The following is a 15,059-nucleotide window of genomic DNA, read 5'->3' as shown; positions in this document are numbered from 1 at the left end:
TACGTAAATCTGATATGACGTATCAAAGTCGATGAGCTTCCCTACAGAATCACTCTGTTGCTGTGAATATTCGGCAAATGCCCCACTTTTTCCAAGATGACTTTATCAATTGAGAGAAAACCGTTTTCATGCCATGCTTGCATGTAGGAGAAGCATGCATATATGGAAGTACAGCAAGATATCCGTTGGATTCAGCGTCTATCTAATTACTCTCGGGCTCTCGATCAATTAGATGCGGCCGTCTCGTTGGCAAACCAAAGGACCTTAAGTTCATTGGAACAATTCGGAGTTGTTCACTGTTTTGAATGCTCCCATGAATTGGGTTGGAATGTACTTCGCGATTATCTCAAAGATCAAGGCACACAACAACTCTATGGTTCAAAAGACACTGTTCGAGAAGCTTTTGCTGTTGGTTTGATTGAAGATGGGGAAACTTGGATGGAGATGATACGGGATCGCAACCTGAGCAGCCACACATACAATATTGCAGTGGCCAATGCAATTGTCGGCCGTGTCATCAATACGTATATTCACGCATTCAAAAAGCTTCAGAAAACTTGCGAAGGCCTTGCTCATGAAATCAAAACCTGATGCCAAGGAACTCGGCTTGCGACCTGAAATTCTTGATCAACTGGATATATTATTCAAATCTTACAAAGAAATTGATGCTGTAATACTTTACGGATCCCGTGCAAAAGGAACGTATCGCCCAGGCTCCGATATTGATATTACCATTAAAGGAGAGCATTTCGAAGACTCCTTGGTTGGTAAGCTTGCAGAAGAAATCGATGATTTACTCCTTCCGTATTCCTTTGACATTTCTTCATGGTCTCAGATTGATAACCCCGATTTATTAGCACATATCGAACGTGTTGGTATTATTATTTACCAAAAACCGAAGCCAGCCATCGAAGCCAGATAGAAGGCCGAATAAACCCCACAGCTCTGATCAGCAATGGCCGGCCTTCCGACAAGGCAGTATTCTCCGGCATTGTGGCAATGGGAAGCCGCTGCTAGCCAAGGGTTCTCACGGTACAAGACTCTTCGCTATATCATCTTTCCCCAAGCATTGAGAAAAATACTGGTTCCCATGCTCGGCCAGTTTGTAACCTGCCTCAAAGATACTTCTTTTCTGCAAGTAGTCGGGATATCGGAATTAATGATGAATGCAACCATCAGTATGGGAAAATTCAAGTATTCGTATCAGGTCATTCTGCTCTATACCTTGGTTGCCTTGGCATAGTATGGAGCCAATAGTGCAGTACTCACCATAGCCAAGCGAATCAAGTTCTAACCATCTGTACCAGGTACAGATTCCAAAAAATCCGCAGGAATCGCAAGATAGCGGTTTTAATGTGTGTTTGAACCTAAGAGCCAAGCTACTGCTTCGGAGACCACGCATAGCCTTGCATGCCCCGGATTAATCCGGGGTGCAGGACTACAAAACCACAGCTCTGATCAGAAATGTCTGCCTTTGGTGCTTTCTTCTCAATGCTCATTTTAGGCTTTTCCTTTGGTTCTTCATGTCATGGATGTCCTCAATGGCATGAATTTCCATCGAAGTTACGAGATTTTGGTCAATCCATCCATCATCCATTCTTGGCATAGAATTGCAGACCATCCAAGTTTTTAATAACTTCAATGAAAACAACATGTTAATGTTAACATTCCAATTTCTCGATTCAATGCGTTAAGAGGTATAGTCTTCACCGGAATGATGTATTGTTTGGTGGTTATGTGGTAAGATTCGCATAGGAGAAGAAAATGATACCATTCACCATAGATAGTATAACTCCTTGTCTCAAGCACGTTGCAACTGGTGATATTGTTGAGACTGAAGTGATAAGAATCCAAAGAAAGAGTTTTCTTTCCAAATTCAATAAGAGTAATGGATGGTATGTGACTGGGATAAGTTCGATGAAGAAACTGCAATATATGCCTTGGTTCTAAAAGGTACTGTTGATATTCAGGGACTTATTGCATTAACAGATGACGATGCAAGCAATGCAGAATATATAAATTGGGCTAGTTGTTCTCCGGAAAACAACTCATGGAGAAATGGTGTAAAAAAGTATGAAGGGGTTGGAGGTCATCTTTTTGCGATAGCCGCAAAGGTTTCTGAGCTGCATAAGCATGGAGGTTGCGTTCACGCCATTGCTATGGATAAAGAAATACTTCAGCATTACATTGATCAGTTTGGAGCTGTTCCTGCAGGAATAATTCATCCATATCATTTTGTGATACCGGAAGAATCGGCAAGAGAAATACGTGAGGTGTATTCATATGAATGGTCAAATGAAGAATTATAATTCCAGAGAAGCTAAACAAAAAGATATCGCTGTCCAGGCATTCATTAAAGAAATCAACCCGTACAAAGCAAAACCTTCTTTAGGAATTGACCTGCGTGCTTTATCCAAGTATGTAAAAGATACAAAACAATCAGTTTCAGCACTATCCCCAGAAAAAATTAACTCTTTTTCTATTAAAAACAACAAGGATCACCATTGAAACCAGGTACAGATTCCATAAAGTTCACAGGAACCGCAAGATAGCAGTTTAAACTTAGTTTCAACAATAATCCGATCAGAAACCGGTCAACCGCCGCCTTCCAGCAGGAAGTCGATGATATTCCTTTGCTTGAGTTGAAGCTGATCAAGGAGTCGGTGGAAAGCACTATCTTCTCATAATTATTATCGATAGCCTGAAGCTGGCCCGAATGGCCAGCCATGTTCCATCCATTACGCTTCATTTACGTATTGAACAATCATCTCAGGATTGTCCCTGATTAACTGAAGGAGCCTGCAAGAATACCCTTGTGGTGTATTTCTACCACACTTTCATGCTTCAACTGTTTTCTTGGATATTCTTTCCAGAATGGCAATCAGGTTCATGATTCTCTTATTTTCCTCAGCTGACCGGTTGCCCTTCATAGCTGTTGGGTATGCTACTCGGCCACTACCGCTTTTCCCACGACCGGAAAAACCAATCTGAAACTCGCACAATCCTTTTGAACCTTTCATCACATTGCTCGCCTTGGGATTCTCCAATACTTGGTCCAGGAGTTTTTGAAGTGCGTCATCGTCAAGCCCAAGGCGTTTCTATTGTCGACCAAACCCGGAATCATGAAAATAAGTAAGAGGATGCACTTTCATTAAAAACACTCCTTTCACCACTGTGGTGAAACCAGTAAAAATTGTGAAATACGATAACGAAAGCGCCCCACGCTCTGTCCTTTGTCTGAAGCTAACCTATACCTTCAAAAGTTTTACGATTGCAAAGCTAGTCAATAGATCTCCTGCACATCGTCGACATAGAGTATCTTGAAATCCCCCTAATGTGCCCGCTCCCCGACAAAGGCGTTCTCTGTCATAAAGCAGAGCTTGTGTGTGGATCGATCACTACAAACTTTGAAACGATGGTTCCGTTATTTACTGCTCGCATAAACCCATGCTCTGCATCAGTAATGACCGAGCCTAGGGAACTTTCAGAACCTGCTGAAGGAATTGTCAGGACTACCCCAAGCGACAGGGCTTCACGGATGGAATACTCAGCCTTCATATAAGAGTTGTGCCAGACATCCTCTGAAGATGGCAGCTTCACACCAAAAGCAATCGCTTTTGCAGAATCAATTACACATCCACCGCTTTTCTCAATGGATTCGTCACAACCATGGAGCAATACCTTCTTGCCCTATGTAGCATATTCCTTGCCGACTTCCGACATCGTTCCCTTGCCAACTATACTTCTTGTGGGATTCCAGAATGAAAAATGCTGCATGGGAGTCATCCATCCGTCATAGTACAAACAATCATGAATCGCTTGGATACCATTGTATATCTATAAGCAGCTCAAGAACATAAAAATATAGATTACTAGTTAAAAATTCTTGTCCAACAGCTGAATTTCAGAGCAGTGCAAGATTGTAACGGCACCGAAAATGATTGTCTACCAAAACGTAGACAGACTCATACGATTGGGTTGTATAACCTCTCTTTCTCGTCTATACCAAGGATAGCAAGAAAGAAAGAAGGAAAGAACATGGCAAGTATTGAAAATATCAATATCGAGTTCAAAGAATTTGAAAATGACACCAATAAGATTCCGGATTCAGTATGCAAGACATTGGTTGCTTTTTTGAACACCGAAGGAGGAGATCTATTTATAGGAATCCGTAATGACGGCAGTGTCTGTGGTGTTAAGGATGCTGATGATGCCTCCAATCGACTCTCCAGCATAATTCATGATTCAATCCTACCCGATGCCTCCCCCTTTATTTCAATCAGGACTGTTGAGATGGATGCAAAAAATATCGTCAAGGCTTCAGTAGCAGTTGGAACTGGACGACCCTACTACTTGGCAAAATTCGGACTAAAGCCAGGTGGAGTCTACACCCGGCTTGGCAATGCATGTGTCCCGATGAATGAGTCAGGGATTCGAAATCTTATGTTGGAAACGTCTGGAACATCATTTGAGGAGAGTAGAAGTTTCGAGCAAAACCTGACATTTACTGTAATGAAAAACGAAATGAGTATGCGACAACTCGCATTTGAACAAGCACAAATGGAAACGCTCAAGATGGTTGGTACCGATAAACTTTTCACCAATCTCGCAATGCTGCTTTCAGACCAATGCACCTATACCTGCAAAGTTGCTGTGTTCCAAGGTCGTGATAATGCAACCTTTCGGGATAGGAGAGAATTTTCCGGTTCGATTTTGAAACAACTGAATGATGTATATGAATACCTCAACAACAATAATAAAACAAAAGCAAGCTTCACCGGACTCTTGAGAGAAGACACACTAGATTACCCCCAAGATGCCATCCGTGAAGCATTGTTGAACTGTCTCATCCATCGCGACTATCTCTTCTGTGCAGGCATCATCATCAATGTATATGACGACCATATGGAGTTCATATCTCTTGGTGGTTTAGTGAGGGGACTCTCCATGGAAGCCATACAATTGGGTGTATCCCAATCGAGAAATCCCAACCTAGCGGCTATCTTCTATCGCTTACGGCTGGTAGAAAGTTATGGAACAGGCATACGAAAGATTATACGCCTGTATGAAGATTGCCCAAGGAAACCAGTTTTTAGAGCTGTGGAGGGAGCTTTCTCCTGCATCCTTCCAAACAGAAACGAAATTGTTCACTATTCCCAGAAGCAAGAACGAATCGAGAGTACGGTTGGAGAGTCTATAGATTCTGAAAAGCAATCCATCATGCTTCTTGCAAGACAAAAGGGATTCATCTCAAGGAAGGAGGTTGAGAACCTCGTTGGGTTAAAAACTACAAAAGCCTTCCGTTTACTCAAGGAATTGTGTGATGAAGGACAGCTGACCCAACAAGTAAGCGGTAAGTTTACACGTTACATCCCGCTACCCCTGTCTTGACCTCCCCCCCGCTCTTCTTCTAGGATAGGAATCGCTGGATCTGGAAAAACGGAACGGGGTGTGATTCCCCGGCGGTCCCGCCACTGTAATCGATGATGAACGCAGATACGCCATTGTCCTCTTCGGATGAGAAGGCCTGTCAGTAAAAAGAGTCGTAAGCCAGGAGACGTTTCCAGATAATAATTTCTTCGTGGAAAAAGAGACAGCATTACGTACGGGTATACCGCATAGGTATAGCCTTTCTTGAATTCCCCTTTATTCCACGAAGCATTATATCCAGACACCACTCTCTGGAGGCCCTTCATGAAGAAGCGCGGAATCTTCTCTGTCCTATTGCTCGCCCTTTCGACACTCTTTGCAGCACAAGCAAACACCGACCTTGGAACAGCCTATGAACTGGTCATAGCTGAAAACTCACTTGCAGAAGCTGAAACCAACACAGCCTCTTCCGTTTCTGTCATCACCGAACAGCAGATCGGCACCTACAACGCCCAGAGCACTGCCGAGCTTGTAGGAAAAGCAATCGGAGTATCCTTCAACTCCGTAGGCAGTCTTGGTTCACTGCAGTCAGTGGTAATCAGGGGAGCTACCTCCTCCAAGAACCTCATCTACCTTGACGGAGTACTGCTCTCCTCAGCCCATGACGGGACTGTTGACCTCTCCAGCATCCCCATCTCGATCATCGATCGCATCGAAGTCGTAAAAAGCGGACCAGGTAATCTGGGAAGAACCAACGCCATCGGGGGCATGGTGAACATCATAACCAAGAGAGGGCAGCAAAGTGAAACGCCCTTCTCCCTTACCATCGAGAACGGGTCCTTCCTTCCTCTTTCCTATGGCACGAGTAATACTCATCACTGGCTCTCCCTGCTGGACAGCCAGAAACTCGACCTCACCTACACCAACGACGGTCTGCTTGCCTCAGTCGGCGGCCTTACAGCACAGAATGCCTACACCTACAACGATAGTGCTGCACTCAGGGACAATGCGCAGGTCTATGAGGCACATGGTGCGGTGAACTTCACCAGCAACCTATCTGACAAGCTGCAGTTCACCACCCAGAATCTGGTTACCTACAAGAACCTCGGAGTTCCAGGCAACCTCGCTTTCGGCCTTACACCCGATGATTATCAGAATGACCTGGTTGCAAGCACCAGCAATACCATCGAACTCTCAGAAGTAAGCTCAACGTTGGAAACACTCACTGCCTACCTGCACTATGCCTACGGCCAAACCTTCTACCACGATGCCGACTACCAAGACAGCACTCACAGTAAACATAAAGCATCTGCACAATTGAAAGGTATCTGGAACCTTGGCCAGTCCTATACGCTGAATACAGACCTGCTCTACAGTCTCGATTACGTAGACAGCACCGATGTAGGACAGAATACGCGTCATACCATCTCAACCTCTGCAAATGGCAGCATTTACCTGCTGGATGGAACACTCTCCCTGCATCCCAGTTTGAATGTTGCCTACCTCAGCGACCTGAGAACCCTCTCGCCCAATGCTTCGCTGGGTGCCATCTATACTCCGATGAAAGATCTCGACCTGAAGGCCACGATCAGCTATGCAGAGAACGTTCCCTCCTTCTCCCAGCTCTACTGGCCGTTCATGGGCAACCCGAACCTCAAGACGGAGAAGGGTCTGAATGGAGAACTTGGCCTCTCCGGTACCTTGGATAATCTTTCCTATGAAAGTACCTTGTTTGGCAGGAACATCTTTAACGACATCGGCTACGACTCCTCCTGGATTCCCCAGAATATTGCCCATAGCGTGTACCTGGGAACGGAACAGACCTTGTCCATGGAACTGTCCAAGCTCATCAACTTCCAGGTCAGCTACCTCTACAACAAGAGCTACGACATCTCAGGAGGCAAGACGTTCTCAGACAATGTCGAGGTTGCAAACATCAGAAAGCACACAGCAAAAGGCTCATTATTCTTCAAGCTGAACCGCTTTGAGTCTGTATTCAGTGCCGAGTACTTGGGCAGGACCAGCTCACTAGAGAGTGCATTCCTACTCAATGTCAGCATGAACATGCAGATTACCGAAACAGTGAGCGCATACCTTGCCTTGGACAACCTGCTGAATACCGAGTACGAGCTCTCATCAGGGTACCCGATGCCGGGGACCAAGATCCGCATCGGCGGAAAGCTCCTTTTCTAGCCTATGAAAACTACCACCAACCTCATCTCGATCATGCAACAAGGAGGAGCGGTCATGTGGCCGCTCTATGCCCTTTTGGTTATCACCGTCGTGCTTAGTATTGAGAGGACCATCACGTTGATACTCCTCGTCAGGAAGCAAGAACCTGTGATAAAAGCGAAGGTTGAAAAACCGTTGAGCATTCTCGACCTCATCGCCATGATCGCCCCGGTCCTCGGATTCCTGGGAACCGTCACCGGGATGATCACGGCGTTCAGGTCGGTATCACAAGCTTCCTCAGTCCAGCTGCAAGTCGTTGCAGCAGGACTGTATGAAGCCCTCTTCACCACTGCCTTCGGTCTGATCATATCCATTGTGGCAACCATCGCAAGCTTCGCCCTCGACTTTGCCATTGAGGCTCTATGCGAAAACGAAAAGAGTTAGGCCAAAGCAGCGACATTGCTTTCCTTCTCATTATCTTCTTTCTCCTGCTCTCAGGAGTTGCGGCCTCGCACAGCCTGGAACTGAACATGAGCAGCAGTGCAATTCTTATCGGTGAAGCCCAAGATCCCCTAGAGCTAACGCTCAAACACGATGGAACACTTCTCTTCCAGGATAGAGTTCTACAGAATGCTGAATTGACTCCTTTCCTCAACCAGGAACCTCACCTAAGCCTTGCCATCGAAGCCAAGACCGATTGGCAGACGGTTGTTTCGCTTATGTCACTGCTTGAGCAGTATCCACTCAGCTCGCTGAGCCTAGAGGTAATGCCATGAGGAAGAAGCGACCTACCCCACCCTCCGCCCTTACCGATATTGCCTTTCTCTTGCTGCTTTTCTTCCTCATTATGGCAATAACCTCGTTTCAGACTCCTGTACCCCTCGATCCAGCCCAAACACAGGGACAGGTCATTGACCTTGCGAACATCCCTACCTTGTTCATTGCAAAGAATGGGGAGGTCTATCAGCAAGGCAAGCGTATCACGTTGGACATGCTTGAAAAAAAATCTGTATATGCCCTGCTTGCTGACAAGGCAACGGCGTATGGAGCGCTTCATCCGATCATTGAAGAGCTGAAAGCAATAGGTGTGGAGACAGTGCACCTTTTGGTGGAGGAGCAAGAATGAAACTGCGCTATGCATTCCTGCTGGGTATTGGAGTAACAGCTTTGTTGACTGCTTTCCTATTCCTCCCAATTTCCTTTCAGATACAAGAACCAATCCCAGTTGCAGCAGCAAAGGCGGCAACGATTTCGCTGGTGGACAGGATTGCTGTTGAGCATTCCACGAAAGAGACAACACCGGCTAGAGAGGAAGTTCTGAAAGAGGAACCATCAGTCCCGCCAATTCCCCAACCAGAGAATCTGCCTATCCAGGAACAAACGGAAAGCCATACTCAAACACAAGAGCCTATGGTTCAGCAGGTTGAGAAGCAAGCAGCAGCAGAACAGGCAGAAGAAAACACACCAATGCTTATCGATGGGTACTATCCTGTTGAGTCAGTTACCCTAGCTCCTGTCTTTGACAGGGCTCTGCTTGCTGCAAGAATAGTATATCCACCTCTAGCGAAGAGACAACGCAAGGAAGGTCTGGTCATAGTCAGGCTTTTCATTGCAGAGAGCGGATTGGTTGAACGAATTGTGGTTGAAGAGGATCCCGGGTACGGCCTGGCTGAAGCTGCCATAGCAGCGTTCACCTCATTCAAGACTTCTCCTGCTTTGTACCAGGATACTCCGGTAGCGGTAACCTTACGCTATCCAATTCGTTTCACGCTGCAATAAGTTTCTGTTTATCCCTACCTTCAGCGATATCAACAATACACAGAGTACAGAAGGTCCTGTAATAAGTCTGTAACTTCTGTCATAGTTGTTACTTCTTGATTGTTTCATCTTTATCAATCTTCTTAATACTTTGCACAATAGGGGAAAAATCATTCCACCAATGTTCATTGTTGTCACAAGTATAACAACTGCGCCAAACATCATTATTTATATATAATATATTAATATAAATATATTTCATTCATGGTTTTTTAAAATTTTCAATAGTTTTTACTATTTTATTTAAAATCTGTTGACATAAGTCGTCTGTTTTTATATAGTATGAGTGTGCTTAGGAAAAAGGCACAGGACAATACGAAACTTGCACCGAAGCAGAAAGCTTCGAAAAGGATTACATCATGAAAAAAAACATCGTAGCCGTACTTCTGGTAATCGCCCTCTCCACTGTATCAGCCTTCGCAGTTGACCCTGCCAGCTTCAACGTCTCTACTGCTGTCAACGGCATCAACAAGATGAAGATCACGCAAGCCGCCTTCAGCGGAACCACTCCTGCATCTTTCAATTCTGCGCTTGCATTCGTCGGACCTCTTGGGGTAACCACCTCTGGACCTCAGACCTTCAGTGCATACCTTTCCACCATGTCCAACAACAGAATTGGGTACAAAGTGACTATGGGTGCAACCGCTATGACCAGTGCAGTCGCAGGACAGACCACCTCCTACATCAACTACACCGTAGGTGTTAACACCAAGTCCCTCACCACTGCAGGTGCAACTGTAGTTACCCCTGTAGAAGTCATCACCGTAGCCAGCCTGACCGGCCTTGCAAGCCAGTCTCATGCAATCTCCCTGTCAGTCGATGCAACCAGCTTCGATGCAGCAGTCGAGGGCACCTACTCCGGGACGGTAACCTTCACCTATACCGCAAACTAAAAGAACCAACAATGCAAACTTGTCTGTCCAAGGCCACCTGTTTCGCAGGTGGCCTTCTCTTTGGTCCTGATAGAAAGGGGGAGCCTTCTCGGCTCCCCTAGTTGATTCTTTCTCTTTGTGTCTTCACGCTAGCCTATTCCATTACTTCAGCAATGTTACCGTTCCATCCTTGTAGTACTCGTAGAGCTGAGCGGTATCGACAGTCTCAGACGAGGTAATCACCACAAAGGTGCTTGCACCCGGGTGGTAGGTGTTATGATCGATCCAGGTCCCACTGTTCACATAGTACTTACCATCATAATCGGGTAGTTTCTCTAGCCCCGGTCTATGGGTATGGCCGAATACCACTACATCCACTTTTTTCTCGGGGTTTAGCAAATACTGTTTCTTAGCCTGTTTGAAGAAATAGTCGCCGTCCAGTGTTCCCGCCACGCTCTCGATGAAGGATGTCTTATGCTCGACCAGATTGATTTCCTGATTCTTATCCCATGTACGTTGAAAATTCCTGAAAAGCGTCGGGGCACTAATTGTACCATCACGCTGTACTACAGGATAGAAATCTGCAATCGAATAGTTACCGTTGTATCCATTGTGCTGCATCTCGAGAACCTTATCCTCAAATCGTTCAAATGGAGTGATCCGGTTGCCCAATTCACTATTCCATATTCTATAGTACAGATAGGCACCAAACTGATCGGAGTTCGATTTGGGATCGGGAACTTGGGTGATCGTCGGATAATCCTTTTTGATCAGAGGCTTTCCTTGTAAGACCCAGCTTGCTGCAAAGCGCGCATAGAAATATCCCGGAGGAAGCATGGAATCTACGCCAACGGTCAAATCCTTATTGGCTATATGCTCAGGTGCAGAGAACACATCGTATCGGTGTCCATGCTCTATCACAATCTCATCCCGAAGGCCTGTCACATAGGCACCCAACCCGCGGGCATCACGTGCTTGGTTGATACCGGGCAACGCCTCCTGCAAAACAGCACTTTCCAAAAGCATGTCGTGGTTTCCCGGTACATAGGTTACTCGTATCCCCTTATCCAGCAGCGCCTGCAATCCATCAAATACTTCCTGGTTGGTTTGTATGACTTGCCGATAGAAGGCATCCGAGTCCGTATACGCAGGATACGTCAGAGGCAGGTACCAATCATCCAGGAAGTCTCCAGCAAGAACCAACTCGCTTACATCGCTCATGGCTCCAAGACGTTCCAAGAAGGTGATGAACACCTTGCGATTCTCAATCGTCTCAGAGTATCTATCATCAATTCCAAAATGAAGGTCACTTACGACCACCACTTTATTTCTTACTTCACTTTGCACCGACCATAAGGCCTCAGATCCAGGAACTGCCTGCTCCGTTCTTGCAAGCTGCTTACACCCAAGAAGACTTACGATCATGATGATCAAGCCACATACCACCCAACGTTTTTTCATAGAGTAAATTCTCCTTTTCTAATTACTTCATACCAACCTATTACCGGCAGCATGCAATCCAAGGCCTCCTACCGTACAAGCAACAGAGATTAAGTGACATTTCCGAGTATATCACACAGTACAGAACCCCATGAGGAATTCTCTGCACAACCAGCAATTGCGCCAAAGCACAGGGCTCGGAACCTAGTCAAGAGACAATTCATACTTCTGTCATAGTTCAGACTTTTATAGTGTTTAACATATATCAATTCTCTTGAGACTTCTCAACAGTCTTTCTTTGTATGTGCATTGTTGTCATAAGTAAGAGAAACGAATGATACTTTGTTATTTCTATATATAATATTAAATTGCATCATTTATATATTCTATTATACTATTTTATTTATTTTTTTTACAGATTTTTTTAGTATCTGTTGACATAAGTCTCTTGTTTCAGTATAGTACAGATGTGCTTAGGAAAAAGGCACAGGACACATAGAAACTTGCACCGAAGCGGAAAGCTTCGAAAAGGATTACATCATGAAAAAGAGCATCATCGCCGTACTTCTGTTAATCGTATTCTCCACCGTCTCTGCCTTCGCTGTTGACCCCGCCAGCTTTAACGTATCTACTGCTGTCGCCGGCATCAACAAAATGAAGATCACCACAGCCGCCTTCAACGGAGCCACTCCTGTATCCTTCGACGATGCAATCATCTATGCAGGCCCGCTTACCGTGACAGCCCCGGGAGCTCAAACCTTCAGCGCATACCTGTCCACCATGTCCAACAAACGCACGGGTTACAAGGTAACCATGGGTGCAACGGCCATGACCAGTACAGTCGCAGGTCAGACCACCTCCTACATCAACTACACCGTTGGTGTTAACACCAAGTCCCTCACCACTGCAGGTGCAACCGTTGTTACTCCTGTAGATGTCATCACCGTTGCAAGCCTGACCGGCCTTACCAGCCAGTCACATCCCATCACTCTGTCAGTCGATGCGACCAGCTTCAATGCAGCAGTCGAGGGCAACTACTCCGGAACGGTGACTTTCACCTACATTGCCAACTAACAGAACCACCACTATAAACTTGTCTGTCCAAGGCCACCTGTCCAGCAGGTGGCCTTCTTCTTTTCCTAGATGGGGGCAACGGGGAGGAAGGCCATCAATGCCCACAATTTACTGGGTAAAGACATGAGGTTTGCTTATGTCAGAGCTCCAATTTTCAAGTTAATAAATAGGCCTATGCAACACTGATTTTTCTAGAATCTCCTTAAAATCCTATCAATTCTGTTGCATTATGTCACATGTCTAGAAAAATCATAAAGATTGTTTTTTCTTTTTTATATATAGCTTTATTATATTTAATACTGTAATATTTTTGGTTTCCTTGCTAGAAATACAAATTTGCCTTCTTCATGTTGACATAAGTCTAGTGTTTTACTATAGTATAGATGTGCTTAAGGAATTGAACAGAACATTAGCAGCCTTGTAGCGGAGCTGAAAGCTTCGAAAGGAACATAAAATGAAAAAGAACATCATAGCCGTACTTCTGATAGTAACCATATTCACTGTTGGCCTCTTCGCTGCCACCAATCCTGCTGATTCAAGCTTCGATGTGAGCACCACCATTCAAGGTATCAACAAGATGAAGATCACAGCCGAAGTTTTCACAGGGACTTCTCCCGGATCTTTTAATACTGCTGATGGATTTGATAGTCCTCTGGGAGTGACTGAGGCAGGGTCACAGGATTTTGATGCGTATCTCTCCACCTTGTCCAACAACCGTACCGGATACACGGTGACCATGGAAGCCACCGCCATGGCCAGCACTGTCAGCTCCATCACCGCCTACATCGATTACACCGTCGGAGTGAACGGCGTTACGTTTACCACCGATGGAGCGACTGCTGGCACTGCTGTTGATGTTATCACTGTAGCCAGCCTGACCGGCCTTTCCAGCGAGTCCCATCAAATCTCCCTCTCGGTCGACCAGACGAGCTTCGATGCTGCTGTTGAAGGAACCTACGAAGGCACCGTAACCTTCACCTATACTGCAACGTAATCAAATATTGCTGAAAAAGGCCACCTTCCTTGAGGTGGCCTTTTTCTTTACTCCGTTGCCAAAAGCCTTTTGCAAAGCATCTTGAGGCAGTGGAAGGTTGAGTCGGCTGGAAAAAAGGCGTACGACTTGGTCCGTTTAAGCACAATGCCCTCTACCACCTGCTCAACCGAGTAGAAGTTGCCTCCGATGCGGTTGTTGTCATAGGGGGCGAAGGCTGTGGCATAGTAAAGGCTTCGCGTCTCTCCCGGTTTTATCGTCACCGTGGTCTCTGCGCCCAGGATTGCATCGCTGTTTTGGGCATCCTTGAGGCCTTTATACAGGTGGTTGGTCCCTGAACCACAGTTCAGCGAGTACTGATGGCTCATGCCGCCACTGTAAAAAGCCCATGGTGTTTCAGTTCTTCCGCCATAGTCGAAGAGAAAATTATTGAAGTTGATCGGCAGCATTTCTTCCTCCAAGGCAGCAGGTCCGGGGAAGAAGGTGAAGTACACCATCTGTTGACGCGGGTTGATCACACTCGACCAACCAAGGTTTGCGGTTCTCGGTACAACACCGGTGATGAAGTCTGTTTTTCCGATCGGAGGAGGAACATCGGTCAAGTCGACAGTCCCCCCTTCTTTCAGCGGGGCTTTCTTCCAATCTTCAAACTGGGTTTCAGATACGAGGCGCGAAGTTGCCCCGATAAGCTGGTCATCGGATCCTGTAGCCCAGAGGTTGGCACTGGCATTGAGCACACAGCCTGACTCCAAGAACGGAGCGCCCAGCTCATTGTTCCACGCCGTATTGGCGATGAGGTCCTCCTGGGCATTGTTGGTGATGAATATTGCGGTATAGTGTACAGGTTGGTTGGGCAGCAACATGTCAATCTTGCGCGCTGTCCAACGGGACTTACGGTTGCGCACCATACTCATCAGCCATACCCCGCCAAACTCCGGATCGGTCCCATAGCGTTCAACCATCCAGTAGGAGGATGCAGTAAAGCCGCTTTGCTCTTGGGGACCCTGATCGGACTCATAGGCAGGACCGTAGTTGGGAAAGCTGAAGTATGAGCCCCCTTTCTGGTAGAGATAGGGGCTGTTTTTCCAGTAATCGGCATTTTCATCACTGAATACCGACGTGCCGGTCCCGCGATAATGGGGAATGAGATGCGCGTTGAGCCTGCCGCCCTGAGGGGCAACAGCACTGAGTTCCAGCACCATCCCCCCTTGGTCTTCGATTAATGCTCTGATCAGGTCGTTCGACAACACAGTAGCATTGCGACTCTCCCACAATCTCAGACGACGGATATCCATCTCGTTTCTCCTCATTACATGGTGTTA

Annotated in this window: 18 protein-coding genes and 1 riboswitch; of the genes, 14 read left to right on the top strand and 4 right to left on the bottom strand. The window is 46.1% G+C overall.

Annotated elements, in window-relative coordinates:
• Nucleotides 1-162: 162 nt before the first annotated feature.
• The 5 genes from SPIBUDDY_RS03010 to SPIBUDDY_RS02990 all read left to right on the top strand — a co-directional run bounded on the left by SPIBUDDY_RS03010 (nucleotide 163) and on the right by SPIBUDDY_RS02990 (nucleotide 2,508).
• Entirely contained in the window at nucleotides 163-591 is a 429-nt protein-coding gene (locus SPIBUDDY_RS03010; RefSeq protein ID WP_013606285.1) for a nucleotidyltransferase substrate binding protein, read from the top strand.
• On the top strand, nucleotides 575-922 hold the full coding sequence (locus SPIBUDDY_RS03005) for a nucleotidyltransferase domain-containing protein (protein WP_013606284.1): 348 nt from the start codon (nucleotides 575-577) through the stop codon (nucleotides 920-922). Before SPIBUDDY_RS03010 ends, SPIBUDDY_RS03005 begins: the two co-directional genes overlap by 17 nt.
• A gap of 69 nt (nucleotides 923-991) precedes the next feature.
• Nucleotides 992-1,243 (top strand): ABC transporter permease subunit, encoded by a 252-nt coding sequence (locus tag SPIBUDDY_RS03000; RefSeq protein WP_245523803.1) that lies wholly within the window; start codon nucleotides 992-994, stop codon nucleotides 1,241-1,243.
• 649 nt (nucleotides 1,244-1,892) lie between these two features.
• A complete protein-coding gene (locus SPIBUDDY_RS02995; RefSeq protein ID WP_245523802.1) occupies nucleotides 1,893-2,309 on the top strand; it encodes a hypothetical protein in 417 nt (138 codons plus the stop codon).
• Entirely contained in the window at nucleotides 2,284-2,508 is a 225-nt protein-coding gene (locus tag SPIBUDDY_RS02990) for a hypothetical protein (protein ID WP_013606283.1), read from the top strand. The genes SPIBUDDY_RS02995 and SPIBUDDY_RS02990 overlap by 26 nt, the downstream gene beginning before the upstream one ends.
• Nucleotides 2,509-2,837: 329 nt before the next feature.
• On the opposite strand, the gene SPIBUDDY_RS02985 is transcribed toward SPIBUDDY_RS02990, so the two are convergent.
• The gene (locus tag SPIBUDDY_RS02985) at nucleotides 2,838-3,020 is read right to left on the bottom strand and encodes a hypothetical protein (protein WP_041380532.1); all 183 of its coding nucleotides are present in this window, start codon (nucleotides 3,018-3,020) and stop codon (nucleotides 2,838-2,840) included.
• Between the two features lie 346 nt (nucleotides 3,021-3,366).
• Nucleotides 3,367-3,678 (bottom strand): iron-containing alcohol dehydrogenase, encoded by a 312-nt coding sequence (locus SPIBUDDY_RS02980; protein WP_041380530.1) that lies wholly within the window; start codon nucleotides 3,676-3,678, stop codon nucleotides 3,367-3,369.
• A 360-nt stretch (nucleotides 3,679-4,038) separates the two neighbouring features.
• On the opposite strand from SPIBUDDY_RS02980, the gene SPIBUDDY_RS02975 reads away from it, so the two are divergent.
• The 7 genes from SPIBUDDY_RS02975 to SPIBUDDY_RS02945 all read left to right on the top strand — a co-directional run bounded on the left by SPIBUDDY_RS02975 (nucleotide 4,039) and on the right by SPIBUDDY_RS02945 (nucleotide 10,253).
• Nucleotides 4,039-5,391, top strand: a complete 1,353-nt coding sequence (locus SPIBUDDY_RS02975) for an RNA-binding domain-containing protein (RefSeq protein ID WP_013606281.1) — start codon at nucleotides 4,039-4,041, stop codon at nucleotides 5,389-5,391.
• Nucleotides 5,392-5,395: 4 nt separating this feature from the next.
• Nucleotides 5,396-5,581, top strand: a riboswitch (cobalamin riboswitch).
• Between the two features lie 113 nt (nucleotides 5,582-5,694).
• On the top strand, nucleotides 5,695-7,563 hold the full coding sequence (locus tag SPIBUDDY_RS02970; RefSeq protein ID WP_013606280.1) for a TonB-dependent receptor plug domain-containing protein: 1,869 nt from the start codon (nucleotides 5,695-5,697) through the stop codon (nucleotides 7,561-7,563).
• 3 nt (nucleotides 7,564-7,566) lie between these two features.
• Nucleotides 7,567-7,986: a MotA/TolQ/ExbB proton channel family protein gene (locus SPIBUDDY_RS15600; protein WP_081454606.1), complete on the top strand. Its 420-nt coding sequence runs from the start codon at nucleotides 7,567-7,569 to the stop codon at nucleotides 7,984-7,986.
• Nucleotides 7,965-8,318 carry a biopolymer transporter ExbD gene (locus tag SPIBUDDY_RS02960; protein WP_013606279.1) on the top strand — a complete coding sequence of 118 codons (354 nt, stop codon included), beginning with the start codon at nucleotides 7,965-7,967 and terminating at the stop codon, nucleotides 8,316-8,318. The genes SPIBUDDY_RS15600 and SPIBUDDY_RS02960 overlap by 22 nt, the downstream gene beginning before the upstream one ends.
• Nucleotides 8,315-8,668 carry an ExbD/TolR family protein gene (locus tag SPIBUDDY_RS02955; protein WP_013606278.1) on the top strand — a complete coding sequence of 118 codons (354 nt, stop codon included), beginning with the start codon at nucleotides 8,315-8,317 and terminating at the stop codon, nucleotides 8,666-8,668. Before SPIBUDDY_RS02960 ends, SPIBUDDY_RS02955 begins: the two co-directional genes overlap by 4 nt.
• On the top strand, nucleotides 8,665-9,321 hold the full coding sequence (locus tag SPIBUDDY_RS15595) for a TonB family protein (RefSeq protein WP_013606277.1): 657 nt from the start codon (nucleotides 8,665-8,667) through the stop codon (nucleotides 9,319-9,321). The genes SPIBUDDY_RS02955 and SPIBUDDY_RS15595 overlap by 4 nt, the downstream gene beginning before the upstream one ends.
• 398 nt (nucleotides 9,322-9,719) lie before the next feature.
• Nucleotides 9,720-10,253, top strand: coding sequence for a hypothetical protein (locus SPIBUDDY_RS02945; protein WP_013606276.1), 534 nt, complete (start codon nucleotides 9,720-9,722; stop codon nucleotides 10,251-10,253).
• Nucleotides 10,254-10,394: 141 nt separating this feature from the next.
• On the opposite strand, the gene SPIBUDDY_RS02940 is transcribed toward SPIBUDDY_RS02945, so the two are convergent.
• Nucleotides 10,395-11,693, bottom strand: coding sequence for a metallophosphoesterase (locus SPIBUDDY_RS02940; protein ID WP_013606275.1), 1,299 nt, complete (start codon nucleotides 11,691-11,693; stop codon nucleotides 10,395-10,397).
• Between the two features lie 519 nt (nucleotides 11,694-12,212).
• On the opposite strand from SPIBUDDY_RS02940, the gene SPIBUDDY_RS02935 reads away from it, so the two are divergent.
• Both SPIBUDDY_RS02935 and SPIBUDDY_RS02930 read left to right on the top strand, forming a co-directional pair.
• Nucleotides 12,213-12,746: a hypothetical protein gene (locus SPIBUDDY_RS02935; protein ID WP_013606274.1), complete on the top strand. Its 534-nt coding sequence runs from the start codon at nucleotides 12,213-12,215 to the stop codon at nucleotides 12,744-12,746.
• 454 nt (nucleotides 12,747-13,200) lie between these two features.
• A complete protein-coding gene (locus tag SPIBUDDY_RS02930; protein WP_013606273.1) occupies nucleotides 13,201-13,740 on the top strand; it encodes a hypothetical protein in 540 nt (179 codons plus the stop codon).
• Between the two features lie 47 nt (nucleotides 13,741-13,787).
• On the opposite strand, the gene SPIBUDDY_RS02925 is transcribed toward SPIBUDDY_RS02930, so the two are convergent.
• On the bottom strand, nucleotides 13,788-15,032 hold the full coding sequence (locus tag SPIBUDDY_RS02925) for a hypothetical protein (protein WP_013606272.1): 1,245 nt from the start codon (nucleotides 15,030-15,032) through the stop codon (nucleotides 13,788-13,790).
• Nucleotides 15,033-15,059: the final 27 nt, after the last annotated feature.

Source organism: Sphaerochaeta globosa str. Buddy, from assembly GCF_000190435.1.
GTDB lineage: Bacteria > Spirochaetota > Spirochaetia > Sphaerochaetales > Sphaerochaetaceae > Sphaerochaeta > Sphaerochaeta globosa.
Note: the sequence above shows the minus strand (reverse complement) of the source record. Positions and strands in the feature narration are given on the sequence as shown.